Origin of the sequence: Burkholderia pyrrocinia (assembly GCF_018417535.1) — a bacterium.
In the GTDB taxonomy this organism is placed as follows: Bacteria; Pseudomonadota; Gammaproteobacteria; order Burkholderiales; family Burkholderiaceae; genus Burkholderia; species Burkholderia pyrrocinia_E.
Genome location: NZ_CP070978.1, coordinates 1,298,454 through 1,323,032, shown reverse-complemented (window position 1 = coordinate 1,323,032; position 24,579 = coordinate 1,298,454). Strand labels below are relative to the sequence as shown.

Genomic DNA, 24,579 nt, shown 5'->3' with positions numbered 1-24,579 from the left:
AAGGTGCCGCCATCATAGCCGCTGCGCGCGACCCATGCGAAAACGCCGCGGCCGGGGCCGCGGCGCTGCCGGGAAGCGAGCACGGCCGAAGGCCGCGCGCCGCATCGTCAGATATTGAGCTTCGTGACCTTGGTGCCGTTCACCGACAGGTCGCCCATCAGGCCCGCGTTGGTCAGGACCAGCACCTCGACCGGCGCGGTGGCCGTGGTGGTGTCGACCGCGCCGTTCGCGCCGACCTTCACGACCGCGACCGATGCGTCGGCGCCGGCGGCCCAGCCGTCGGACTTGCGGAACGAGTCGAGCGCATCCTGCGTCATGAACAGGAACACGATCGCCTTCGACTGCGCGCCGGCCTGCAGGCCGACCGACAGCGACGACGTGTTGTAGTAGCCGACGGTGCTGCCGCCGACGCGCAGCGCGCCGTTGCCGGACTGGCCGCCGACAATGAAGCCGGCCTGCAGCACGTTCGGGAACACGAGCACGCCGCGCGATTTCGCGACGAGTTCACGCGAACCCGGCACCGTCGAGTAGAGGCGCGACAGCGTCGCGTTCACGCTCGCGTCGATCGACTGGCGCTTCGACGCGCTGGCCGATGCGGTTTCGGGTCTGTCGGGCGTGGTCGTGCAGCCGGCGAGTGCGAGGCTGCCGAGCATCACGGCGGCGGCGGCTTTCATGGCGAGGGACTTCTGCATGGCGGTTCTCCTTCGTTGTCTGATTGAGGACGGACGGTGCGGGCAGCGGGGCGGCCGGCGGTGCGGGCAGCCCCGTTCAACGGCGGGCAAGGAGCAGGCCCGCAACGAACGCGAGGCCCGCGACGACGCCGGCGGTCTGCCACGGGTTGTCGTGCACGACCTGCGACACGCGTTCGGCCGAATCGCGCAGCCGGGCGGCCGCGCTGCCCGACGCGTAGTCGAGCGCGCTGCGCGCTTCGTCAAGCCTCGACTGCACACGCTTGCGCAGCGCGGCGATATCGCCGTCGCCATCGTTTTTCAGCAGGTCTTCCAGTTCGTCGACCAGCCCGCGCAGATCGTCGGTGACGTCCGCATGCAGGTCGCGGGCGGCCGAGCGCGTCGTGCGTCCCACGCGCCGGCCGGTGCGACGGATGTCGGCCAGGCCGCGGTCCAGCTTGTGTTCGATCGAGTCGGTGAGTGCCATGGTGTTTATCCTCCTTCGATTCCAGGCCAATTTGAAGATAAGACGAATCCCAGCAATTGATGTGATTCACTTGCCCCAATTGAGTTTCGAGACAAATTTTCAATTTGTCGGCAGGATCGCCGCGAAGCCCCGTCGCGCGGGGCGGTGCGACGGTTGAAAAAATTTCGCAATCGGGCGAATCGGACAGCGGTGCGAAGCGAATGTCCGGTAAATATGGCGTCGCCAGCGGCGTCAGGTAAATAGTGCCGTTGCAGGCCTTGTGTTGATGCAAATGCACTAGTCGACGCTGTTTGGCGGAGCACGAGTTGTTCCCGAGCCGCGCGGCGGGCTGCCATCGCCAAGCGCGACATCGATGATGACGGGATCGTGGTCCGATGAGCGGTACGCGTCGGGTGCGTAATAAGACGATCGTTGCGCGGGCGTTTTGTAATCGGGCACGGGTTGCAGTGCAACCGGTTCGTCGGCGTTGATGTGCCACACGTGCACGGCTTTCACGCGTGCGGCGAGCGTCGACGTGGCGAGCGCGTGGTCGAGGTTGCCGGCTTCGCCGCGAAATACATAGCTGTACGCAGCATCACCGACGAAGCGGGCAACCAGGTTCGCATAGCCGCGCGATTCGAGCGCGCGGATCGGATCTTCCTTCGCATAGCTGTTCAGGTCGCCGATCAGCAGCACGCCGTCGGCCGCGGCGCCCGTCGGCGATGTGGCGAGCCAGCCGGCGATGCGCGCGGCCGCCCGCGTGCGTGCCGCATTCCAGCAACCCTGGCCGTCTGCCTGGTCGAGGTCGGCGCCGGTCGCGTTCGGGCAGTTCTTCGACTTCAGGTGATTGACCGCGACCGTGAACGCGCGCGTGCCGCCGATGCGCCGGAAGGTCTGCGCGAGCGGCGGGCGGTGCCGGCCGCCGAGCGCGACGGTGGCCGCGCGCCCGACCGGCTCCACCGTGCGGCTGTCGTACAGCAGCGCGACCGCGATCACGTCGCGGCCGAGCCGCGCGGTGCCGGGATCGACCGCGCGCCAGCCGTCGCCAAGTTGCGCAGCGAGACGCCGCACGGCGCTCGCGTCGCCGTGGCCGTTGTTTGCGATTTCCATCAGACCGATCACGTCGGCTCGCGGTGCACGCAACGCCGCGACGATCTTCGCTTCCTGCCGCACGAAGGCGGCGTGCGTTTTCGCGCCACGGTTGGCCGGCGCGTCGAATCCGCCGCCATGGCCATCGCCGTTGAAATAGTTGAATACGTTGAATGACGCGATGCGCACGTCGGCGTTCGCATGTCGGGCCGGCGCATCGGTACGCGGATTCGCGGCGGCATCGAACACGGGCGCCGCGCCGGCTGTCGGTTGCAATCGCCACGTGCCGTAGCGCAGTTCGAGCACGCCTTCGACGCCGCGCACCGTATAGCCCGCGCGCAGCGTGTTGGCGGCGCTCAGCGCGGGCGGCGGATAGCGGACGGTCGCGGGGTTCGAGCGGCTCGAGCCGTCGTCGAGCACGATGCGGTTGCGCGCGTTGGCCGCCGCGTGCACGGCGGCTTCGGCCGGCGGCGCGACGTGGGTCGGGATGCGCAGCCGGCCGTTGCTGAGCACGACGCTGCCGTAGCGGCCGAGTTCGTGCGTATCGCTGACCGTCAGCGTTTGTGGCAGGCGCACCAGCATGCCTTCGTGCGCGGCGAACACGGCCAGCGTGGCGACCGGCAGCGTGAGCGTCGCCGGCGTGACCGTCTGCCCGCGTGCGCAGACGGCGATGCCGCCCGACAGCACGAACTGCGTGCGGCCGTATTTGTCGTCGACCCTGCCCGTGAGATGGACGAGGTCGCCGGCGTTCGCGCGTGCGTCCGGCGCGTACACGAACAGGCCTTCCGGGATGCCCGGCCGATGCCGCCGCTGCGCGTCGGCCTGCTGGACGAAGAATCCGCCGAACCCGTCAGGTCCGGCGAACGTCGCGGTGACGACCGCCTCGATCGACGTCGTGTGCCCGGCCAGCGGCGACGGGCCGCGGGCGCTGCGGAGGTCGGCAATCGCCGTGGTCGTGCCGCCGCAGCCGGCGCTGACCGGCAGCGCGGCCGTGGCCGGCCGAACGGAGAGGGCGAACGATAGCGCAACGGCAAGCGATGGAAGCAGGCGTGACAGGGGACGGTCCACAGGAAGAAAATCCGACAGTTGGGGAACGCATCTTGACGGCAAAATGCCAGGAAGCGGCCGAATTGGCCGTCCGGCCAGTGCCGGTTGGCCAACGATGCAGGCAGGCCGCGCCGCCGCTGTTACGCTTTCGCACCGGGCGTTGCACGCCGATCGCGCAGTGAACGCTACCGCGCCCGGTCCCACCAGGAGAAGTCCATGTCTTACATGCTGTTGATTGTCGAACCGACCGACCAGCGCGCCGAACGCACGCTCGACGAAGGACAGGCGCTTTACGCGCGGATGGTCGATTTCGCCGAGACGTTGAAGGCGCGCGGCGTGCTGCGCGGCGTCGAGTCGCTGGAACGCTCCGAGCGCGGCACGCGCGTGCAGGTGCGCGACGGCGAGACGCGCCTGCTCGACGGCCCGTTCGCGGAGGCGAAGGAGATGGTCGGCGGCTTCTTCCTCGTCGACGTCGACACGCGTGAGGAAGCGATCGAGATCGCGCGCCAGTGCCCGGCCGCGCAATGGTGCACGGTCGAGGTACGCGCGGTCGGCCCGTGCTTCCTGTGAATGCAGTGACTCGGTATTTACCCTGATTTGTCGCGGCGCGCGTCGATTTGGCCGGGTCCCGCCCGTCGTCAGGACAAGGCGCCGATGAACGGGCGTCTCCTTTCACCGAAGACAAGGAGTGAACGATGCGATTCATGATCATGATCCGGGCGAACGCCGTCAGCGAATCCGACGCGTTGCCGGACAACCGGCTGGTCGAGGCCATGACCGTCTATCACGAGGAACTGGCCAACGCCGGCGTGCTGCTCGACGCGAACGGGCTGCGGCCGAGCGCACGCGGCTGGCGCGTGCGCTACACGGGCGGCAAGGGCACGGTGGTCGACGGCCCGTTCGCCGAAACGAAGGAGCTGATCGCCGGCTATACGCTGATCCAGGTGCGTTCGCGCGACGAGGCGCTCGAATGGACGCGCCGGTTCCCCGCGCCGTTCGGCGCGGAGATGGATTGCGAGATCGAAGTGCGGCCGCTGTTCGAGCTCGACGACCTCACGCCGAGCGACGCGGTCGAGCGGTTCCGCGAACTCCACGTTGGCCGCGGCAACGCCGCCTGAATCCAACCTCACCCGGAGCACCCGTCATGCACAAAATGGTTTTCATCAACCTGCCCGTGGCCGACCTGCCGCGCTCGAAGACGTTCTACCAGGCGCTCGGCTTCGAGGTCGTGCCGGCCTATACCAACGATCAGGCCGCCTGCATCCGCATCAGCGACACGATCTTCGCGATGCTGCTCGTGCGGCCGTTTTTCCAGACCTTTACCGACAAGACGATCGTCGATCCGGCGACGCACGTGCAGGTGTTGTCGTGCCTGTCTTGCGAAAGCCGGGCCGAAGTCGACGATACCGTTGCGAAGGCACGTGCGGCCGGCGGGGCCGCGCCGCGTCCGCCGCTGGAGTATCCGGGCATGTACGGCCACGGGTTCACTGATCCGGACGGCCACGCGTGGGAACTGATGTACATCGAGCAGGACGCGTCCGCGCAGGGGCAGGCGTCGTGACGCATGAGGCGACGCATCGTGCGATCGAAGCGGTCTGGCGGATCGAGGCGCCGAAGATCATCGCGCGCGCCGCGCGCGTGGTGCGCGACGTCGGCGTGGCCGAGGAGCTGGCGCAGGACACGCTCGTCGCGGCGCTCGAGCACTGGCCCGTCGACGGCGTGCCCGACAACCCGGCCGCATGGCTGATGACGGCCGTGAAGCGTCGCGCGCTCGACCGCATCCGGCAGGAGTCGCTCCATGCGGCGAAGCGCGACCAGCTCGGTCATGAGATGGACGCGCTCGAAGCGCATGTCGTCCCCGACATCGCCGATGCGCTCGCCGACGCGCGCGACGATGACATCGGCGACGACTTGCTGCGGCTGATCTTCACGTCGTGCCACCCGGTGCTGTCGACCGACGCGCGCGTCGCGCTGACGCTGCGGCTGCTCGGCGGGCTGACGACGGGCGAGATCGCGCGTGCGTTCCTGATGCCCGAGCCGACGATCGCGCAGCGGATCGTGCGCGCGAAGCGCACGCTCACGGCGGCGCGCGTGCCGTTCGAGGTGCCGGCTGCCGACGCGCGGCCTGCGCGGCTCGCGTCGGTGCTCGAAGTGATCTACCTGGTGTTCAACGAAGGCCATGCGGCGACCGCGGGCGACGACTGGATGCGTCCCGCGCTGTGCGACGAAGCGCTGCGGCTCGGCCGCGTGCTGGCCGGGCTCGCGCCAGACGAGAGCGAAGTGCTCGGGCTCGTCGCGCTGATGGAGTTGCAGGCATCGCGCATGCATGCGCGCACCGATGCGCAGGGCCGGCCCGTGCTGCTGCTCGACCAGGACCGCAGCCGCTGGGATCCATTGCTGATCCGGCGCGGCCTCGCGGCGCTCGAATGCGCGACGAAGCTCGGCGGCGTGCGCGGGCCGTATGCGCTGCAGGCCGCGCTGGCCGCCTGCCATGCGCGTGCACGGCACGCGTCGGAAACGGACTGGGCGCAGATCGTCGCGCTGTACGACGCGCTCGCCGAAGTCGCACCGTCGCCGGTCGTCGAGCTGAATCGCGCGGTGGCGGTGGGGATGGCGTTCGGGCCGGCGGCGGCGCTCGAACTCGTCGATGCGCTGCGCGACGATCCCGCGCTCGCGCGCTATCACTGGCTGCCGAGTGTACGCGGCGATCTGCTCGCGAAGCTCGGTCGCGCCGACGAGGCGAAAGCCGAATTCCGCCGCGCAGCGGAGTTGACCCGCAACGCGCGCGAGCGCGAATTGCTGCTCAAGCGTGCGATGGATGCGTGAGAGGAAGCTCGCGCCGTCGCGTCTCACCGGTTGGCGAAATACTTTCGAATCCGATTTATTCGGGTGCGACGACGATCACGGTTCGCAATCGGCCACCCGACGGGCAGCATGAAATCGGCGGGGATCGGCCATTCGAACCTATTCCGTCATTCGCACAATTCATTGCATCGCCCGGTGCGTCTTGCCATTCGGTCAAGCTCGCGCGTCGTTCCATGATGGCGAACCGACAGCTTGCCACGCCACACGAGCTGCGCGGCACGCGACGAGCCGATGCGCGCGAGTCGAGTCGTCTTGACGGGATTGGTCAATATTTTGATGAGTTAACTGATATGTCCTATTTGTCCCGTTAAAAAATAATGGGACAAGTACGAATTTAATTTCAAGACGTTGTTTTGAATTGAAATACGATAATTCGATTCCGCATAATCCGCGCTTGATTGACGTGTCGCTAGATTGGCGGGATTCGAGTGTTAAGGATAGTTAACAAAAATGGCGGCGAGCAGATCCAGTCCGCCGGTGTGCCGCGCGTAGCCGTATTCTCCGGTCGCGCGCTGTGCGCTGCGAGTCTGCTGGCGTTCGCCGTCGCCGCGGCAGCGCAGACGCCCGAGTCCGGCGCGCAGCCGCTGAGTGCGCAGCGCCACCAGGCGCAACAGCTCGACGAGCTCAGGCAGCAGATGCTCGACCGGCCGGACGTGCTGTCCGCGAAGCCGCCGAGCGAATCCGATGCGCTGCATTTCCCGGCAGAAACGCCGTGTTTCGATATTCACGCGATCGAGTGGCGGGGCGCCGATGCCTTCCCGTGGCTGCGAGACGCCGTCCCGATCGAGCGCGCGTGCATCGGCCGGAACGGGTTGAGCCTGCTGCGCGAATGGATCGGGCGGCGTCTCATCGCGCGCGGCTACATCACGTCGCTCGTCAGCATTCCGCCGCAGGATCTGTCGACCGGACGCCTGATCGTCGAGGTGCTGCCCGGCCGCATCGGCGCGATCGACGATGCGCGCGGCCGGATCGGCTGGACGCCCGTCGTGTTTCCGCGCGGCGCGCATGCATTGCTGAACGTGCGCGATCTCGATCAGGCACTCGAGAACGTGCGCCGCCTGCCTGGTCAGGCGGCCACCGCGTTTGATCTGGTTCCGGGCGCGTCGCTGGGCGACACCGACATCGTCGTCCGGCATCCGGACGATGTGCGCCGCGTTCGCTTCGTCGCGACGGCCGACAACGGCGGGCTGGATGCGACCGGCCGCAACCAGCTAGGCGCGATCGTCTCGATCGATTCGCCGCTGCGGCTCTACGACCAACTGATCGTCACCTACAACACCGACGCCGCGCTGCGCAACAAGTCGCTCGGCTCGCAGGCGAAAAGCGCCGCATGGAACGTGCCGATCGGTTATGCGTCGTTTTCGCTCGGCGTCAGCGAGTGGTCGAGCCGGCAGACGCTGGTGGCCGACCTGCCCGGCGTGGTCGTGCCGCCGTTTGGCCAGCGGACCCGTCGCTACGAAGCCGGCGTCGGCTACGTGCCGTATCGCTCCGGTCACGGCAAGACCACGCTCCGCTTCAAGCTCGCCCGCCGCGAGGACCGCTCGTGGTTCGGTCCGATCGAGCTCGATGTGTTCCGTCATGACATCGTCAGCTACGAAGTGAGCGCGGCGCATCGCGAGAAGTTCGCGCGCGCAACCGTCGACGCGAGCGTCGGCATGCGCGCAAGCCTCGCCGGGCTGAGCGCCTTCCCCGGGCGCGTCAACGGCCAGACCGCATGGGATGGCCGCTATCGCGTGTACACCGCGGCGCTCGGCGCCGACGCGCCGTTCCGGATCGGCGCGCGTCCATTCGGCTATCGCGGATTCCTCCAGTTCCAGTACGCGCCCGGCGCGCTGGCGTCGACCGAATACCTGCAGATCGGCGGCCGCTACACGGTGCGCGGCTTCGACGGCAACCAGACGCTCGCCGGCGACAGCGGCTGGTTCTGGCGCAACGAGCTGGCCACGCCGTGGTTCGGCGCGCACGAGGCCTATGTCGCGCTCGACGCCGGCGTGGTCACGGGCGCGGGCTCGCGCGAAGGCGCGGGCCGGGAAGGGCGCTCGCTGATCGGCGCCGCGCTCGGCGTGCGCGGCGGCTACCGGATGCTCGGCTACGACGTCGCGCTCGGCATGCCGCTTCGCAAGCCAGGGGCGCTGCGAACCGCGCAACCCACGTTCGATGTGTCGCTCACGAGCCGTTTCTGATCGCGGCGGGCGCGCCCGCGCCCGCCGAACGTCACGGAGGGAATCGCCATGTAAGTACGCACGCTCGTCCATCGGCCGATCGACGGACCGGCCCGACGTGGCTCGCGCCACGCCCGTCCTTTCATCTTCAGGAAACCGAGAAGACCATGAAACATCAACAACACCATCGCCCGCGCGCGGCGACGCCATCCGCGCGCACCACGCTCGCCGCGGCGCTGACGCTCGCGATGCCGATCCTCGCGGCGCAGCCCGTGTTTGCGCAACCGGGGCTCGTCGTCGATCCGAACGCGGCCAATCGTCCCGGTCTCGGCGCCGCGCCGAACGGCACACCGATCGTCGACATCAACGCGCCGGACGCCTCCGGCATTTCGACCAACCGGTTTACCGACTACAACGTCGGCTCGAAGGGTCTCGTGCTGAACAACAGCGTGAACCGCACGAACACGCAACTGGCGGGCAGCATCGACGGCAACGCGCAGCTCGGCGGCCGTTCGGCGCAGGTCATCCTGAACCAGGTGACGGGCGGCGACGCGTCGGTGCTGGCAGGGGCGACCGAAGTCGCGGGGCAGCAGGCACGCGTGATCGTCGCGAACCCGAACGGGATCAGCGTGAACGGCGCGAGCTTCATCAACGCGAGCCGCGTGTCGCTCGTCGCGGGCACGACGGAATTCGACGAGGACGGCCATGTCGCGCGATTCCGGACCGAGAACGGTCGCATCACGATCGACGGCGCCGGGCTCGACGCGCGCAATCTGGATCAGCTCGATCTCGTGTCGCGCAGCCTGAAGGTGAACGCCGCGTTGCACGCGAAGAAACTGGTCGCGGTCGCGCAGCAAGGGACGGCGGCCATCGAGAATCCTCAGGCGATGTCGTTCGATGCGTCGACGAGCGGGGAATTGCCGCGCGTCGCGATCGACGTGTCGCGACTCGGTAGCGTGCATGGAGAGGATTCGATCGTCATGCGCGGCACGTCTGCGGGCGTCGGCATCAATATCTCGGGCAAGGTCGAGGCATTCACGGGCTCGATGACGTTGCTGTCGGATGGCAGGGTCCAGGTCTCGAACGGCGGATCGCTGAGCGCGGGGACGCTCTCGGCTCCGTCCGGTCTGCAGTACGGCGGGAACTGGACGGACGATGACGAGGCGACGAAGCCGCCGGTTGCCCCGGAGCCGCCGGTAGCGGAGACGAAGCCGCCGGTCGATCCGGAGCCACCGGTAGCGGAGACAAAGCCGCCGGTCGACCCGGAACCGCCGGTAGCGGAGACGAAGCCGCCGGTCGACCCGGAGCCACCGGTAGCGGAGACAAAGCCGCCGGTTGCCCCGGAGCCGCCGGTAGCGGAGACGAAGCCGCCGGTCGATCCGGAGCCACCGGTAGCGGAGACAAAGCCGCCGGTTGCCCCGGAGCCGCCGGTAGCGGAGACGAAGCCGCCGGTCGATCCGGAGCCGCCGGTAGCGGAGACAAAGCCGCCGGTTGCCCCGGAGCCGCCGGTAGCGGAGACGAAGCCGCCGGTCGATCCGGAACCGCCGATCGCCGAAACGAACCCGAAACTCGTCGTCGATCCGAACGCGGCCAACCGCCCCGGTCTCGGCGCCGCGCCGAACGGCACGCCGATCGTCGACATCAACGCGCCGGACGCCTCCGGCATTTCCTCGAACCGCTTCCTCGATTACAACGTCGGCTCGAAGGGGCTCGTGCTGAACAACAGCGTGAACCGCACGAACACGCAACTGGCGGGCAGCATCGACGGCAACGCGCAGCTCGGCGGCCGTTCGGCGCAGGTCATCCTGAACCAGGTGACGGGCGGCAACGCGTCGGTGCTGGCAGGGGCGACCGAAGTCGCGGGGCAGCAGGCGCGCGTGATCGTCGCGAACCCGAACGGGATCAGCGTGAACGGCGCGAGCTTCATCAACGCGAGCCGTGTGTCGCTCGTCGCGGGCACGACGGAATTCGACGAGGACGGCCGTATCGCACGATTCCGGACCGAGAACGGCCGCATCGCGATCGAAGGCGCCGGGCTCGACGCGCGTAACGCGAACCAGCTCGATCTCGTGTCGCGCGGCCTGAAGGTCGATGCGGCGGTGCGCGCGAAGAAGCTGGTCGCGATCGCGCATCAGGGCACGGCGGCGATCGAGCAATCGAACCGGCAGACGCTCTCCGGTCCGGCAAGCGGCAAGGCGCCGGCCGCGGCGATCGACGTGGCCGAATCGGGCAGCCTGCGGGCGGATGAGATCGCGCTGATCGGCGCGTCGGCGAAAACCGGCGTCAGGATCGCCGGCACGGTCGACGCGTCGGCCGGCAGCGTGTCGCTCGCGTCGAGCGGCAAGGCGACGATCGAGTCGAGCGGGCGACTGCAAGCGCAGACGTTGTCGGTTCTGAGCGCACTCGACAATCACGGCACGGTCAGCGGAGGTACCGTCGACGTGGCCGGTCGCCTCGACAACGACGGTTCCGTGCAGGGGCGCAGCGTCAGGATTGCCGGCAACGTCACCAATGCCGGTACGCTGCATAGCGACGGCGCGCTCGAGATCGACGGCCGCCTGACCAACGACGGCGCCGACGGCGTCGTCAGCGGGCGCGACGTTCGGGTCATGGGCACCGTCGTCAACAAGGGGACGGTGAGCGGCGCCGAATCCCTGAAGCTGATGGGCGCGCTGAACAACAGCGGTACGCTCGAGGCCCGCGACGTTCAGGTCATGGGCAGCACGACCAACAACGGCACGCTGCGCGCGGAGAAGTTGCTCTCGGCGATGGGCAACGTGATCAACCGCGGCACGATCGAGGCCGGCGACGTCAAGGTCATGGGCAACGTGACCAACAACGGCACGTTGCACGGCGGCGATTCGGTCTTCGTGACGGGTCGCCTGTACAACGGGTTGTCGGGCGTCACGAGCAGCTACGGCAACGTGTCCAGCCTGGGGCGCGTGTCGGGGCCGGGGCGCATCGTCAGCTACATGGTGCGTCCGTCGCCTGCCGACGACGTTCGGTAAACGTCGTTTGCCCGGCCCGCACGCACCGGGCCGGGCGAGCGGGGCGTCGCGCGGTCGGTGACGCCTCGTGCAACACGCATCGCACCGGGGCATGATGTCATTGCCCCGGTGCGATGCGTTATCGGTTGCGCATCGTGTCGTGCGCACATTCGCACGATCGTTCGAGCGGCATCGCGACCGGCTGCTGAAGACCGACTTCAAGACCGGCCTCGGCACCGTGTCGTATCACGTGCCGTGCCATGCGCGCGTGCAGAACATCGGCCGCAAGACGGCCGATGCGCTGTCGCTCGTGCCCGATACGCGCGTGAATGTCGTCGAGCGCTGCTCGGGCCATGCGGGCACGTTCGGCGTGAAGAAGGAATTCCATGCGGACGCGATGCGGATCGGCGCGCCCGTGTTCAAGGCGATGGCCGGGCCGCGGCCGGATTTCGTGTCGTCAGACTGCGCGCTGGCCGGCGACCTGCGCTGACACGACCGCCGCGCGTCCCGCATGCGTCATTCCGCTTTCCGTTCCGACCCGAATCAGGTTTTCCGCGAGCGGCGCGGCGCGGCCGCTCGCCCGTCGCCGCGAAGATGTAACAGGTGTCCCGTGCTTGCGTGCGGGGAAACAATGTGCATCCCGCGTCACGGGGTTTTCATCACTCGCGGAGAAACAATAAAAAGATTGTGCACGAAGATAATTTAGTTGAACGGAAATTGAATGATTTACCGATTCGTGAATATCTTGTTACCGAATTTTCCCTGATTTACCGATTTTAGGCAGCGATTCCCGCAATTGTTTCGGGTAGGGGTCGGAACAGCCCGGAAAGGCCCATTGGAGGCCATTCTTCATGCCCTGCGGAGCCCCGCCGGACGGGCCTTTGCAGCGACGGGCATAAAGATCTCGCAAAAAAATTCATGCGTAAATGGATTACGTATCCTTGGCAGGTTGTTTCAGTGCGTAACATTAAGTCATTGTCATATTGAGATAAACCCTGAGGATGGTATGCTTCGTGCACAAAAATTCCCACATTGGAGTGAGACCGTGATTTGTGCGCCATTGCCGGGAATGCCGGCACCGTGAAAGTGCGGTGTCGGGCCGGCATGCACAACACCGGATAACCATAATGTGCAACCTGGCCGCCCCGCGACGCGATAAGTCGCGACGGCGCCGCCAATCGCAGCCCGGCCTGGCTGCGTGGAGAGATCTACTATGTTCTTCGATGAGCTTAACGATGAAGAGTGGTGTCGTCTTTCAACGCTGATCGCCGATGAACCCATCCGGCTGAATCGTCGTGGGCGTCCACGAGCCGAACCGCGCGTCGTTGCCAACGCGGTGCTCTGGATCCTGACGACCGGTGAAGCCTGGTCCAAGCTGCCCGGACGCTATCCGTCCGGGCCGACGTGCCGTCGTCGCTACGAGGAGTGGCTCGCGAGCGGCACGCTGTTGCAGATGATCGACGTGCTGACCCAGTTCAGCGGGCGCACGTTCGCGTATGTTCCGCCGCCGCCGGTACCGGTCGTGCCTGCGCGCCGTGCGGAGCCCGTGCCCGACAACGATCGTTTGCGCGGCGTGTTCTGGCAAAACCCCGAGTCGTGGCAATTGCCGGTTGCGCAGGCAAACGTTTGGGAGGGCGAAGGTGCGTCGGTGAGCGCGATGCCGGGCGACGAAGCGGCCGATCCGGCCGGCGCGTCGTTCGTGGTGCCCGGTACGCCGGCAGCGGAGCTGCGCCATGCGCGTGCGTCGTCGGCGCGCTTCGCCGCGTCCGAACCGCAAGTCGACGAGTATCGCGGCTATACGATCTGCGGCATCGCGCAGCCCGTGCAGAACCTGATGTATCGCGCGTGGGCCGAGATCTCGCAGGACGACCGGCGCGTCGAGCGCTCGGGCCTCATCGGTCCGCGTTTCACCGATGCCGAGGAAGCCGAGCAGTTCGCGCTCGACTGGGCACGCCAGTGGATCGATCGCCACGGTGCGAGCGACGAGCCGGCACGCGCACCGCAAAGCGAAGTGCTGGCCGGTTTGTCCGCGCTGGCGCGCGCCGAGTCGGACATCAAGCGCTTCATCGCCGAGCGTCACGCGGGTGCGCTGTCCGAAAGCCGCAACGATCCGGTGCAGTCGGAGCGCCGCGAATACGCGTACCGCGTAGGTTGAGCGCCGCTCCAATGCAACGCGCGGGCCGTCGTGTGCCACGACGCCCGCGCGGAAGTGTCGTCTGTCCATGCTTGCCGCGCCGGGAGCGCCGCTGTCGCAGCGGCGCTCCCGGCGCTTGTTGCGTCACTGCCGGCCGTAGGTATCGTCGAAGCGGACGATATCGTCCTCGCCGAGATACGCACCCGACTGCACTTCGATCAGTTCGAGCGGCATCTTGCCGGGGTTCTCCAGGCGGTGCGACACGCCGAGCGGGATGTACGTCGATTCGTTTTCGGACAGCAGGAACGTTTCGTCGCCGCGCGTGATGCGCGCGGTGCCGCGCACGACGATCCAGTGTTCGGCGCGATGGTGGTGCATCTGCAGCGACAGTCGCGCACCCGGTTTCACGACGATGCGTTTCACCTGGAAGCGCTCGCCCATGTCGACCGAGTCGTAGTGGCCCCACGGACGATGCACCTTGCGGTGATCGGTGGCTTCCGCGCCTTGTTGCGCCTTGATGCGGCTGACGATCTTCTTCACGTCCTGCACGCGCGACTTGTCCGCGACGAGCACGGCGTCGGGCGTTTCGACGACGACGAGGTTCTGCGTGCCGACGCAGGCGACGAGCCGGCTTTCCGAATGCGCGAAGGTCGATTCGGCGCCTTCGAACAGCACGTTGCCGCGGCCGACGTTCCTGGCCTTGTCCTTCGACGAGATCTGCCAGATCGCGTCCCACGAGCCGACGTCCGACCAGCCCGCGTCGAGCGGCACGACGACGCTCTCGCACAGTTGCGGCAGGCTCGCGAGCGGCTCCATCACCGCGTAGTCGATCGAGTTCGACGGCGATGCGGCGAATGCTTCGCGATCGACGCGGAAGAAGTCGCCATCGGCCTTGCCCTGCGCGACGGCCTGTTCGCAGGACGCGTAGATCGCCGGTTCGAGCTGGCGGATCGCCTTCAGCCACACCGACGCGCGGACGATGAAGATCCCGCTGTTCCACCAGTACTCGCCGGACGCGACGTACTGCTGCGCGAGTTCGAGGTGCGGCTTCTCGACGAAACGGTCGAGGCGGCGCACGTCGAGGTCGCCCGTCGCGGCGTCGCCGAGCGGCGCGCCGACGCGGATGTAGCCGTAGCCGGTTTCCGCGTGCGTGGGCACGATGCCCATCGTCGCGATCCTGCCTTGCGCCGCGCAATGCACGCCGGCCGCGACGGCCGCGTGGAAGCGGGGCAGGTCGGCGACCGCATGGTCGGCCGGCATCACGGTCATCACCGCATCGTTGCCGTCGGCGACGAGCCGCAACGCGGCGAGCGTCAGCGCGGGCGCGGTGTCGCGGCCGAGCGGCTCGAGCATGATCGTTGCGGGCTTGGCCGTCAGGCGCAGTTGTTCGGCGGTCGTGAAGCGGTGATCCTCGCCGCACACGATCAGCACGTCGTCGTTCAGCGGGTGGTCGGCCGTCAGGCCGTCGAGGCGCAGCGCGGTCGACTGCAGCAGCGAATGCTCGCCGAGCAGGCCGATGAGCTGTTTCGGAAAACGTTCGCGCGACATCGGCCACAGGCGTGTGCCGGAACCGCCGGCAAGAATCACCGGCTGCACGGCGAGGCGCGTGCCGGCGGCGGGGGCGGCGGAAGAAGATTGGCGCGTTTCGGCTGCCACGGCCGGAGCATTCATGATGACACTCTCCACGGTTGAAGTCAGTGCCTGTCGTTGTAGCATGAAGTAAATCGACAATAAAACCGGATCCATTGCCTGATATTCGGCAGGCATTCACCTGGAAAAATTTTCCGCGATAGTATCGGATGCAAATAAAAAAATAAGAAATAATTCCGGAAATTGTCGGCAATCCAATGCCTGCAAAGGGCGCGAGACGAACACAAAATTTCCGAAAACTTCTCGATTCCCGATCGATTCGGGAAAACGTGCCGAATTAATTCAAAAATTTCACGGCAAAATTTTCCGATTATTTTTCGAAATACTTGTGCGCTTGAGGGGCGAATTTCTTGTCGCTTCAATAGCGTCATGCAACGTTTGAATCGAATGTGCGGCACGGGCTGCACGAGGAGCTGTTCGGCAAACGCCTGTTCAAAGAGGAAGCAGACATGTTGAGCGTGCTGGCGAGAGTCATCGATATCGCGATGGTCGTGGCGGGGGCGCTGATCGCCGCCGCGCTGCACGACGGCAGCGTCTGGCTCAACGACCTGCAGCGCACGACGGTGCTGTTCGACTGCCTGCTGGTCGTGGTGTTCTTTCCGGCCATCGGCATCTACCAGTCGTGGCGCGGCAAGCGTCTCGTCGCGCTGATGGGGCGTGTCGCGTTCGCGTGGCTCGTGGTCGAGCTCGCGGGCATCCTGATGAGCTTCAGTTTTCACCAGTCGGGCGACCTGTCGCGGCTGTGGCTCGGGTACTGGGCGCTTGTGACGATGGCGTTGCTCGCCGGCTCGAAGGCCTGCGTGCACGTCGTGCTGCGGCAATTGCGCCGCGGCGGCTACAACCTGAAGGCGGTCGCGATCGTCGGCGGTACGCCGGCGGCGCGGCGGCTGATCGCGCAGATGCGCGCGCGGCCGGAAGCAGGCTTCAACCCCGTGTGCGTGTACGACGAAAGCGAGGCGCCGGGCGATGTCGCACTCGACGACGTGCGCATCGAGCGGCAGTTCGAATCGCTGGTGTGGCTCGTGCGCAGCCGCGCGATCCGCGAGCTGTGGCTCACGCTGCCGATCTCGGAGGAACCGAGGATTCACCAGATCGTGACGGTGTTCCGCCACGACTTCGTGAACATCCGTTTCATTCCGGACGTGCGCACGCTGTCGTTCTTCAACCAGGAAGTGGTCGAGGTGCTCGGCGTGCCGGCGATCAACCTCGCGGCGTCGCCGATCACCGACGTGCGGATCCTGCCGAAGTTCGTGTTCGACCGGCTGTTCGCGCTGGCGGCGCTCACCGCGCTCGCGCCGGTGATGCTGCTGATCGCGGGCCTGATCAAGCTGACGTCGCGCGGCCCGGTGTTCTTCCGCCAGAAACGCAAGGGCATCGATGGGCACGAGTTCGAGATCTACAAGTTCCGCTCGATGAAGGTGCACCAGGAAGCGGCGGGCACGGTGACGCAGGCGACCAAGCACGACACGCGCGTGACGCCGGTCGGCCGGTTCCTGCGCCGCACGAGCCTCGACGAGCTGCCGCAGTTCATCAACGTGCTGAAGGGCGAGATGTCGGTCGTCGGCCCGCGCCCGCATGCGCTCGCGCACGACGACATCTACAAGGATCTGGTCAAGGGCTACATGTTCCGCTACCGGATCAAGCCCGGCATCACCGGGTGGGCGCAGATCAACGGCTTTCGCGGCGAGACCGACCAGATCGAGAAGATGATGGGCCGCGTGAAACTCGATCTGTACTACATGCAGAACTGGTCGTTCTGGCTCGACATCAAGATCGTCGCGCTGACGCTCTGGAAAGGCTTCACCGGCAGCAACGCTTACTGACGCACTCCCGCGCAGGCATTCCGCTTTTACGAATTTCGAATCATTGGTCACGAGGTCCGACACATCATGAATCTGACTATCATCGGCAGCGGTTACGTAGGTCTTGTCACCGGCGCCTGTCTCGCCGACATCGGGCACGACGTGTTCTGTCTCGACGTCGACCAGGCAAAGATCGACATCCTGAACAACGGCGGCGTGCCGATCCACGAGCCGGGCCTCAAGGAAGTCATCGCGCGCAACCGCTCGGCCGGCCGCCTGCGTTTCTCGACCGACGTCGAGGCCGCGGTCGCGCACGGCGACGTGCAGTTCATCGCGGTCGGCACGCCGCCCGACGAGGACGGCTCGGCCGACCTGCAATACGTGCTCGCGGCGGCGCGCAACATCGGCCGCACCATGACGGGCTTCAAGGTGATCGTCGACAAGTCGACGGTGCCGGTCGGCACGGCCGAGCGCGTGCGCGCGGCGGTCGCCGAGGAGCTCGCGAAGCGCGGCGGCGACCAGATGTTCTCGGTCGTGTCGAATCCGGAGTTCCTGAAGGAAGGCGCGGCGGTCGACGATTTCACGCGGCCGGACCGCATCGTGATCGGCTGCGACGACGACGTGCCGGGCGAACGCGCCCGCGAGCTGATGAAGAAGCTGTACGCGCCGTTCAACCGCAACCACGAACGCACGCTGTACATGGACGTGCGCTCGGCCGAGTTCACGAAATACGCGGCGAACGCGATGCTCGCGACGCGCATCTCGTTCATGAACGAACTGGCGAACCTCGCCGACCGCTTTGGCGCGGACATCGAGGCCGTGCGCCGCGGGATCGGCTCCGACCCGCGCATCGGCTATCACTTCCTGTATGCCGGCTGCGGCTACGGCGGCTCGTGCTTCCCGAAGGACGTCGAGGCGCTGATCCGCACGGCCGACGAGCACGGGCAATCGCTGCAGATCCTGAAGGCCGTGTCGTCGGTCAACGCGACGCAAAAGCGCGTGCTCGCCGACAAGATCGTTGCGCGTTTCGGCGAGGACCTGACCGGCCGCACGTTCGCGATCTGGGGCCTCGCATTCAAGCCGAACACCGACGACATGCGCGAAGCGCCGAGCCGCGAGCTGATCGCCGAGCTGCTGTCGCGCGGCGCGCGCGTCGCCGCGTACGACCCGGTCGCGCAGCAGGAAGCGCGCCGCGTGATCGCGCTCGATCTCGCCGATCACCCGAGCTGGCTCGAGCGCCTGAGCTTCGTCGACGATGAAGCGCAAGCCGCGCGCGACGCCGATGCGCTCGTGATCGTCACCGAATGGAAGGCATTCAAGAGCCCCGACTTCGTCGCGCTCGGCCGCCTGTGGAAAGCGCCGGTGATTTTCGACGGCCGCAACCTGTACGAGCCGGAGACGATGAGCGAGCAGGGCATCGAGTACCACCCGATCGGCCGGCCGGGCTCGCGCCAGGCCGTCGCCGCCCGCGTGCCGGGCACCGCGCGCGCGAGCGCATAACCCGTTTCACGTCACACGTTACGAGACGCCATGTTCCGGAACATCCTGATCGTCTGCCACGCGAACGTCTGCCGCAGCCCGGCGGCGGAAATGCTGTTCAAGTCGCACGCCGCGTCGCGCGGCGGCCCGCGTCCGACGTTTCACTCGGCCGGCGTTCATGCGAACGACGGCGACGGCATCGATCCGGTGATGCGGCAGTTGCTCGCGGAGCGCGGCGTCGATGCGACGACCCACCGCTCGCGGCGGCTGTCGCGCCGGTTCGTGCGCGACGCCGACCTGATTCTCGTCAGCGAGCGCGGACAGATTGCGGCCGTCGAAGCGGTCGATCCGTTCGCGCGCGGCAAGGTCCACCTGCTCGGCAAGTGGGAAGGGGCCGAAATTGCCGATCCGCACGGCGGCCCCGAGGCCGATTACCGCGAGAGCTACTCACTGATCGAACGTCTGGTTCAAGGATGGCTACAGAAACTATGCTGAAACGCCCGATGCGCCCGGTGGCGCTTGCCGTCGCGCTGACGACTTTCCTGTCAGCCTGCGCAACCGCACCCGGCAACTATCTCGACTCGTCGAACCTGAAGGACGAAGGCCGCCAGGAAGCGGCCGAGACCTATCCGGTTCATTACATCGACGCCAAAGTGGTGATGGACCAGCTGCAGAAGCAGCAGGTCGAGCATCCGCTGCCGCCTGCGCGCTATACCGATCCGTCGCAGTACGTGTACCGCGTCGGCCCGCAGGACATCCTCGGCGTCACCGTCTGGGACCACCCCGAGCTGACGACGCCGCAGGGCCAGTCGTTCTCGAGCGGCGGCAACACGACGCAGACGATCGCGGGCGCGCTGCAGCAGCCCTATTCGTCGTCGCTGCCGGGCCAGGCCGATCCTTACGGCCAGACGGTGGCCGCCGACGGCACGATCTTCTTCCCGTTCGTCGGCCGCATCCACGTGGCGGGCAAGACGATCGCGCAGACCCGTGACGAGCTGGCCACGCGTCTCGCGCGCTATGTGAAGAATCCGCAGCTCGACGTGCGCGTGCTGTCGTTCCGCAGCCAGAAGGTGCAGGTGACGGGCGAAGTGAAGACACCGGGCCCGCTCGCGATGAGCGACGTGCCGCTGACGCTGGTCGACGCGATCTCGCGCTCGGGCGGCTCGACCACCGACGCCGACCTGCAGCGCGTGCGCCTGACGCGCGACGGCAAGCTCTACACGCTCGACGCGAACGGCGTGCTCGACCGCGGCGAAGTGCGGCAGAACGTGATGCTGCAGCAGGGCGACATCGTCAACGTGCCGGACCGCAGCGACAGCCGCGTGTTCATCATGGGCGAGGTCAAGACGCCGGTCACGGTGCCGATGCTCAAGGGCAAGCTGACCATCGCCGACGCGCTGACGGCCGGCGGCGGCATTCTCGACACCGATGCGAACCCGCGCAAGATCTACGTGATGCGCGGGATGCGCGACAACCCGACGAAGCCTGAAGTGTTCCGTCTCGACATGACGCAGCCCGATGCGCTGATGCTGTCGAGCCGCTTCCCGCTTCAGCCGCTCGATGTGGTCTACGTCAGCACGGCCAGCTCGGTGCAGTTCAACCGGGTGCTGCAGCAGGTGCTGCCGACGATCCAGACGATCTTCTACATGCGGCAAATCACGCGCTGATAGCCCGCCGGGGCGGCGCCTCCGCCCCGGCACCACTCAAGCGGGAACGAATGGTGAACACGCAAGCGAAACACTCCTACGCGGATCTGTCCGTGAAAACCGAGGAAGAGGACGTCGTCCTCGGCCAGTTGCTCCAGGTGATCATGGACGACATCTGGCTGCTGCTCGGCATCGCGGTGACGGTCGTCGCGCTCGCCGGCCTCTACTGCTACATCGCGAAGCCGGTGTATCAGGCCGACGTGCACGTGCGGGTCGAGGGCAACGACAACACGTCGCAGGCGCTCACGCAGACGCAGACGGGCGCGTCGATCAACAGCGGCCCGCAGCAGGCGCCGACCGATGCGGAAATCGAGATCATCAAGAGCCGCGGCGTCGTCGCGCCGGTCGTCGAGCAGTTCAAGCTGAACTTCTCGGTCGTGCCGAAGACGCTGCCGGTGATCGGCAGCCTCGCCGCGCGCGTCGCGACGCCGGGCACGCCGGCGCGGCCGTGGCTCGGCCTGAAATCGTATGCGTGGGGCGGGGAAGTCGCCGACATCGATTCGATCAGCGTCGTGCCCGCGCTCGAAGGCAAGAAGCTGACGCTGACGGCCGGCCCGAACGATACCTATTCGCTCGTCAATGAGAACGGCACCCGGCTGCTGTCGGGCCAGGTCGGCGAGTCGGCACAGGGCGGCGGCGTGACGCTGCTTGTGAAGAAACTCGTCGCGCGCCCCGGCACGCAGTTCACGGTGGTTCGCTACAACGATCTCGACGCGATCAGCGGCTTCCAGACCGGCATCCAGGTGACCGAGCAGGGCAAGCAGACGGGCGTCGTGCAGATCTCGCTCGAAGGCAAGGATCCGGACCAGACCGCCGCGATCGCGAACGCGCTCGCGCAGTCGTACCTGAACCAGCACGTGGTTGCGAAGCAGGCCGAAGCGACCAAGATGCTCGACTTCCTGAAGGGCGAGGAACCGCGCCTGAAGGCCGACCTCGAGCACGCGGAAGCCGCGCTGACGCAATACCAGCGCACGTCGGGCTCGATCAACGCGAGCGACGAGGCGAAGGTCTACCTCGAGGGCAGCGTGCAGTACGAGCAGCAGATCGCCGCGCAGCGCCTGCAGCTCGCGTCGCTCGCGCAGCGCTTCACCGATTCGCACCCGATGGTGATCGCCGCGAAGCAGCAGCTCGCCGAGCTCGAAGGCGAGAAGGACAAGTACGCGAACCGCTTCCGCAGCCTGCCGGCGACCGAAGTGAAGGCCGTCCAGCTCCAGCGCGACGCGAAGGTCGCCGAGGACATCTACGTGCTGCTGCTGAACCGCGTGCAGGAACTGTCGGTGCAGAAGGCCGGCACGGGCGGCAACATCCACCTCGTCGATTCGGCACTGCGTCCCGGCGACCCGGTCAAGCCGAAGAAGGTGCTGATCCTGTCGGCCGCCGTGTTCCTGGGCCTGATTCTCGGCACGGGCGTCGTGTTCCTGCGCCGCAACATGTTCCAGGGTATCGAGGATCCCGATCGCATCGAGCGCGCGTTCAACCTGCCGCTGTACGGGCTGGTGCCGCAAAGCGCCGAGCAGGTGAAGCTCGATGCCGCGGCCGAAAAGGGCGGCGGCCGTGCGCGGCCGATCCTCGCGAGCCTGCGTCCGAAGGATCTCAGCGTCGAGAGCCTGCGCAGCCTGCGCACCGCGATGCAGTTCGCGATGATGGATGCGAAGAACCGCGTGATCGTGCTGACGGGCCCGACGCCCGGTATCGGCAAGAGTTTCCTGGCGGTCAACCTCGCGGTGCTGCTCGCGCATTCGGGCAAGCGCGTGCTGCTGATCGACGCCGACATGCGTCGCGGCCTGCTCGACCGCTACTTCGGCCTCACCGTGCAGCCGGGCCTGTCCGAGCTGTTGAGCGACCAGTCGGCGCTCGAGGATGCCGTGCGTGAAACGCCGGTGCAGGGCCTGTCGTTCATCGCGGCCGGCACGCGTCCGCCGAATCCGTCGGAACTGCTGATGTCGACGCGCCTGCCGCAATACCTCGAAGGACTCAGCAAGCGCTACGACGTCGTGCTGATCGATTCGCCGCCGGTGCTGGCGGTGACCGACGCGACCATCATCGGCCGCATGGCCGGCTCGACGTTCCTCGTGCTGCGCTCGGGCATGCACACCGAAGGCGAGATCGCCGACGCGATCAAGCGCCTGCGTACCGCGGGCGTCGATCTGGAAGGCGGGATCTTCAACGGCGTGCCGCCGAAGGCGCGCGGCTACGGCCGCGGTTATGCAGCCGTGCACGAATACCTGAGCGCCTGACCGCAGTGCGCGAAACCGGGCCGGCGCGACGCGCGCCCGCCCGGCCGACTGGAGAACCATCGATGAAAATTTCCGTGCTCGTTCCGACCTATCGGCGTCCCGCCGACCTCGCGCGCTGCCTGCTGGCGCTGCAGCGCCAGCAGCGGCTGCCCGACGAGGTGATCGTCGTCGCGCGCCCGGAGGACGACGCCACGCACGAACGGCTCGCCGATCCGGCGGTCGGCGGCGCGCTGCCGCTGCGCATCGTGCCGGTCGATGTGCCGGGGCAGGTCGCCGCGCTGAACAAGGGGCTCGACTCGGCGAACGGCGACATCGTCGCGATCACCGACGACGATGCGGCGCCGCACCCCGACTGGCTCGTGCGCGTCGAGTCGGTATTCCAGGCCGATCCGCGCGTGGGTGCGGTCGGCGGGCGCGACTGGGTGCACGAGAAAGGCCGCGTGCTCGACGAATCGCGCGAACTCGTCGGCCAGCTCACGCTGTCCGGCAAGATCGTCGGCAATCATCACCTCGGCGTCGGCGGCGCGCGCGAAGTCGACATGCTGAAAGGCGCGAACATGAGCTACCGCCGCACCGCGATCGAACGGGTGCGCTTCGACACGCGGCTGCGCGGCGCCGGTGCGCAGGTGCACAACGACATGGGCTTCAGCATGCACGTGCAGCGCGCCGGCTGGAAGCTCGTCTACGACCCGGCGATCGCGGTCGATCATTTCCCGGCCGAGCGCTTCGACGACGACCGGCGCGATGCCGCGTCGCTGAATGCGATCAGCAACGGCGCGTACAACCTGCATCTGATCCTGCGCGAGCATCTGCCGCCGCTGCGGCGCGAGATCGCGTGGTGGTGGTGGACGCTGGTTGGTACGCGCGTCTATCCGGGTTTCGCGCACGTGCTGCTGTCGCTGCATACGGCGAAGCGCAACCGGATCCGCGAGCACTGGCGCGCGGTGCGCCGCGGCGCACGCGATGCGCGCCGCGCGAACCTTGCCCCCCACCGTGCGGCGATGCCGCCGGTGACGTCTTGAACGGGCTGCGCGCATCGCGCGCGGCCACCCCCGGAGGGCTCGAAATGAAACAACCCCCACGCTTGCTTTGCGCGCTGCCCCCCGAGGGGGCGGTCAGCCTCCTCGGGGCGGCCCGGCGGAGGTTGACATGACTACAACGAACGTTCACGTCCACCTGTTTTACGGCGCCGATCCGCGTACCTACCGGAAAGGCGAGAACATCGGCTGCCTGTACGGCTATCACCACGCCGAATCCGACGAATTCCGGCTGACGTATTCGCAGGACGGCGGCGAGAACCGTATCGCCAGCCTCGCGCGCCGCGCGCTGAAGGCGGCGCTCGGCTTCGACGTCGTGCATGCGTGGCGCAACCGCGCCGCGCTGCTGAACACTGATGTGATCTGGACGCACACCGAGCAGGAGCATCTTGCCGCTTCGCTGATCCTGAAGCTCGCCGGCGCGCAGGGCAAGCGCCCGCTGCTGCTCGCGCAGAGCGTGTGGTTGTTCGACAAGTGGGGCAGCTTCGGCGGCCCGCGCCGCTGGCTGTACCGCAAGCTGCTCGCGCGTGCCGACGCGCTGACCACGCTCGCCCGCGACAACGCCGAGCTGTGCCGCCGCTACCTCGGTCGCGATGCCGAGTTCGTCTACTACGGGCTGAACACGCAGGATTTCCCGCTTACCGAGCCGCAGCAGTGGAAGCCGAACCGGCCGCTGCGGATCGCGGCGATCGGCAACGACCGCGATCGCGACTGGCGCACGTTTCTCGCCGCGTTCGGCGGCGACGAACGCTACGACGTGCGGCTCGCGACGCGGCGTCGCGTGCCGCGCGAGTGGCATGCGCCGAACGTGAAGATCGGCTCCGCGTCGGGGCTCGCGAAGCAGCACGAACTGTACGCCTGGGCCGACGTGATCGTCGTGCCGCTGCGGCCGAACTTCCACGCGTCGGGCATCACCGTGATGCTCGAGGCGGCAGCCGTCGGCAAGCCGATGATCGTGTCCGACGTCGGCGGGCTCAGCGACTACTTCCCGCACGATACGGCCGCCTATGTGCCGGCGTTCGACGCGCAGGCGATGCGTCAGGCCGCCGACCGCTTCGTCGCCGATCCGGTTGCGGCGCTCGGCTGCGCGCGGGCCGCCGCCGCGTGCCTGCGCGAGCGCGACCTGACCACCCAGGCGTTCGCCGAGCAGCACGTGCGGATCACGCGCGACATGCTGCGCCGGCGTCGCACGCCGGCGGCCGCGGGCCTGGCGATGCCGCTTGCGGATTCGCGTCCGTCGTCGCGGTGAG

Annotated in this window: 18 protein-coding genes and 1 pseudogene; 15 read left to right on the top strand and 4 right to left on the bottom strand. The window is 67.3% G+C overall.

Annotated elements, in window-relative coordinates:
• Positions 1-107: 107 nt before the first annotated feature.
• The 3 genes from JYG32_RS23995 to JYG32_RS23985 all read right to left on the bottom strand — a co-directional run bounded on the left by JYG32_RS23995 (position 108) and on the right by JYG32_RS23985 (position 3,291).
• Positions 108-692, bottom strand: coding sequence for a BPSL1445 family SYLF domain-containing lipoprotein (locus JYG32_RS23995; RefSeq protein ID WP_174381258.1), 585 nt, complete (start codon positions 690-692; stop codon positions 108-110).
• A gap of 76 nt (positions 693-768) precedes the next feature.
• Positions 769-1,155 carry a DUF883 family protein gene (locus tag JYG32_RS23990; protein ID WP_072439328.1) on the bottom strand — a complete coding sequence of 129 codons (387 nt, stop codon included), beginning with the start codon at positions 1,153-1,155 and terminating at the stop codon, positions 769-771.
• Between the two features lie 276 nt (positions 1,156-1,431).
• On the bottom strand, positions 1,432-3,291 hold the full coding sequence (locus tag JYG32_RS23985) for an ExeM/NucH family extracellular endonuclease (protein ID WP_433960871.1): 1,860 nt from the start codon (positions 3,289-3,291) through the stop codon (positions 1,432-1,434).
• A gap of 195 nt (positions 3,292-3,486) precedes the next feature.
• Between JYG32_RS23985 and JYG32_RS23980 the strand changes: the two genes are divergently transcribed.
• The 8 genes and pseudogenes from JYG32_RS23980 to JYG32_RS23945 all read left to right on the top strand — a co-directional run bounded on the left by JYG32_RS23980 (position 3,487) and on the right by JYG32_RS23945 (position 13,439).
• Entirely contained in the window at positions 3,487-3,840 is a 354-nt protein-coding gene (locus JYG32_RS23980) for a YciI family protein (protein WP_034185206.1), read from the top strand.
• 125 nt (positions 3,841-3,965) lie between these two features.
• Positions 3,966-4,388 carry a YciI family protein gene (locus JYG32_RS23975; RefSeq protein ID WP_065502590.1) on the top strand — a complete coding sequence of 141 codons (423 nt, stop codon included), beginning with the start codon at positions 3,966-3,968 and terminating at the stop codon, positions 4,386-4,388.
• A 26-nt stretch (positions 4,389-4,414) separates the two neighbouring features.
• A complete protein-coding gene (locus JYG32_RS23970; protein WP_213267198.1) occupies positions 4,415-4,831 on the top strand; it encodes a VOC family protein in 417 nt (138 codons plus the stop codon).
• Positions 4,828-6,096, top strand: coding sequence for an RNA polymerase sigma factor (locus JYG32_RS23965; protein ID WP_213267197.1), 1,269 nt, complete (start codon positions 4,828-4,830; stop codon positions 6,094-6,096). Before JYG32_RS23970 ends, JYG32_RS23965 begins: the two co-directional genes overlap by 4 nt.
• A 518-nt stretch (positions 6,097-6,614) precedes the next feature.
• Entirely contained in the window at positions 6,615-8,318 is a 1,704-nt protein-coding gene (locus JYG32_RS23960) for a ShlB/FhaC/HecB family hemolysin secretion/activation protein (RefSeq protein ID WP_249744857.1), read from the top strand.
• Positions 8,319-8,464: 146 nt separating this feature from the next.
• A complete protein-coding gene (locus JYG32_RS23955; RefSeq protein ID WP_213267196.1) occupies positions 8,465-11,305 on the top strand; it encodes a filamentous hemagglutinin N-terminal domain-containing protein in 2,841 nt (946 codons plus the stop codon).
• Positions 11,306-11,468: 163 nt separating this feature from the next.
• Positions 11,469-11,762: pseudogene (locus tag JYG32_RS23950) on the top strand (heterodisulfide reductase-related iron-sulfur binding cluster); the annotation flags it as partial.
• Between the two features lie 735 nt (positions 11,763-12,497).
• A complete protein-coding gene (locus tag JYG32_RS23945) occupies positions 12,498-13,439 on the top strand; it encodes a transposase (protein WP_213267195.1) in 942 nt (313 codons plus the stop codon).
• Between the two features lie 123 nt (positions 13,440-13,562).
• On the opposite strand, the gene JYG32_RS23940 is transcribed toward JYG32_RS23945, so the two are convergent.
• Positions 13,563-15,089: a mannose-1-phosphate guanylyltransferase/mannose-6-phosphate isomerase gene (locus JYG32_RS23940; protein WP_213267194.1), complete on the bottom strand. Its 1,527-nt coding sequence runs from the start codon at positions 15,087-15,089 to the stop codon at positions 13,563-13,565.
• Positions 15,090-15,517: 428 nt separating this feature from the next.
• Here JYG32_RS23940 and JYG32_RS23935 point away from each other — a divergent pair, with 428 nt between their 5' ends.
• The 7 genes from JYG32_RS23935 (at position 15,518) to JYG32_RS23905 (ending at position 24,578) form a co-directional block, all read left to right on the top strand.
• A complete protein-coding gene (locus tag JYG32_RS23935) occupies positions 15,518-16,891 on the top strand; it encodes an undecaprenyl-phosphate glucose phosphotransferase (protein WP_174381251.1) in 1,374 nt (457 codons plus the stop codon).
• 66 nt (positions 16,892-16,957) lie between these two features.
• On the top strand, positions 16,958-18,370 hold the full coding sequence (locus tag JYG32_RS23930) for a UDP-glucose dehydrogenase family protein (RefSeq protein WP_213267193.1): 1,413 nt from the start codon (positions 16,958-16,960) through the stop codon (positions 18,368-18,370).
• A 30-nt stretch (positions 18,371-18,400) separates the two neighbouring features.
• Complete coding sequence (locus tag JYG32_RS23925) at positions 18,401-18,844, top strand: low molecular weight protein-tyrosine-phosphatase (protein ID WP_174381249.1); 444 nt, start codon at positions 18,401-18,403, stop codon at positions 18,842-18,844.
• Positions 18,838-20,016 (top strand): polysaccharide biosynthesis/export family protein, encoded by a 1,179-nt coding sequence (locus tag JYG32_RS23920; RefSeq protein ID WP_174381273.1) that lies wholly within the window; start codon positions 18,838-18,840, stop codon positions 20,014-20,016. Before JYG32_RS23925 ends, JYG32_RS23920 begins: the two co-directional genes overlap by 7 nt.
• A 50-nt stretch (positions 20,017-20,066) precedes the next feature.
• On the top strand, positions 20,067-22,292 hold the full coding sequence (locus JYG32_RS23915; RefSeq protein ID WP_213267192.1) for a polysaccharide biosynthesis tyrosine autokinase: 2,226 nt from the start codon (positions 20,067-20,069) through the stop codon (positions 22,290-22,292).
• Positions 22,293-22,354: 62 nt separating this feature from the next.
• Positions 22,355-23,314 carry a glycosyltransferase family 2 protein gene (locus JYG32_RS23910; protein WP_213267191.1) on the top strand — a complete coding sequence of 320 codons (960 nt, stop codon included), beginning with the start codon at positions 22,355-22,357 and terminating at the stop codon, positions 23,312-23,314.
• Positions 23,315-23,441: 127 nt separating this feature from the next.
• A complete protein-coding gene (locus JYG32_RS23905; RefSeq protein ID WP_174381246.1) occupies positions 23,442-24,578 on the top strand; it encodes a glycosyltransferase family 4 protein in 1,137 nt (378 codons plus the stop codon).
• Position 24,579: the final 1 nt, after the last annotated feature.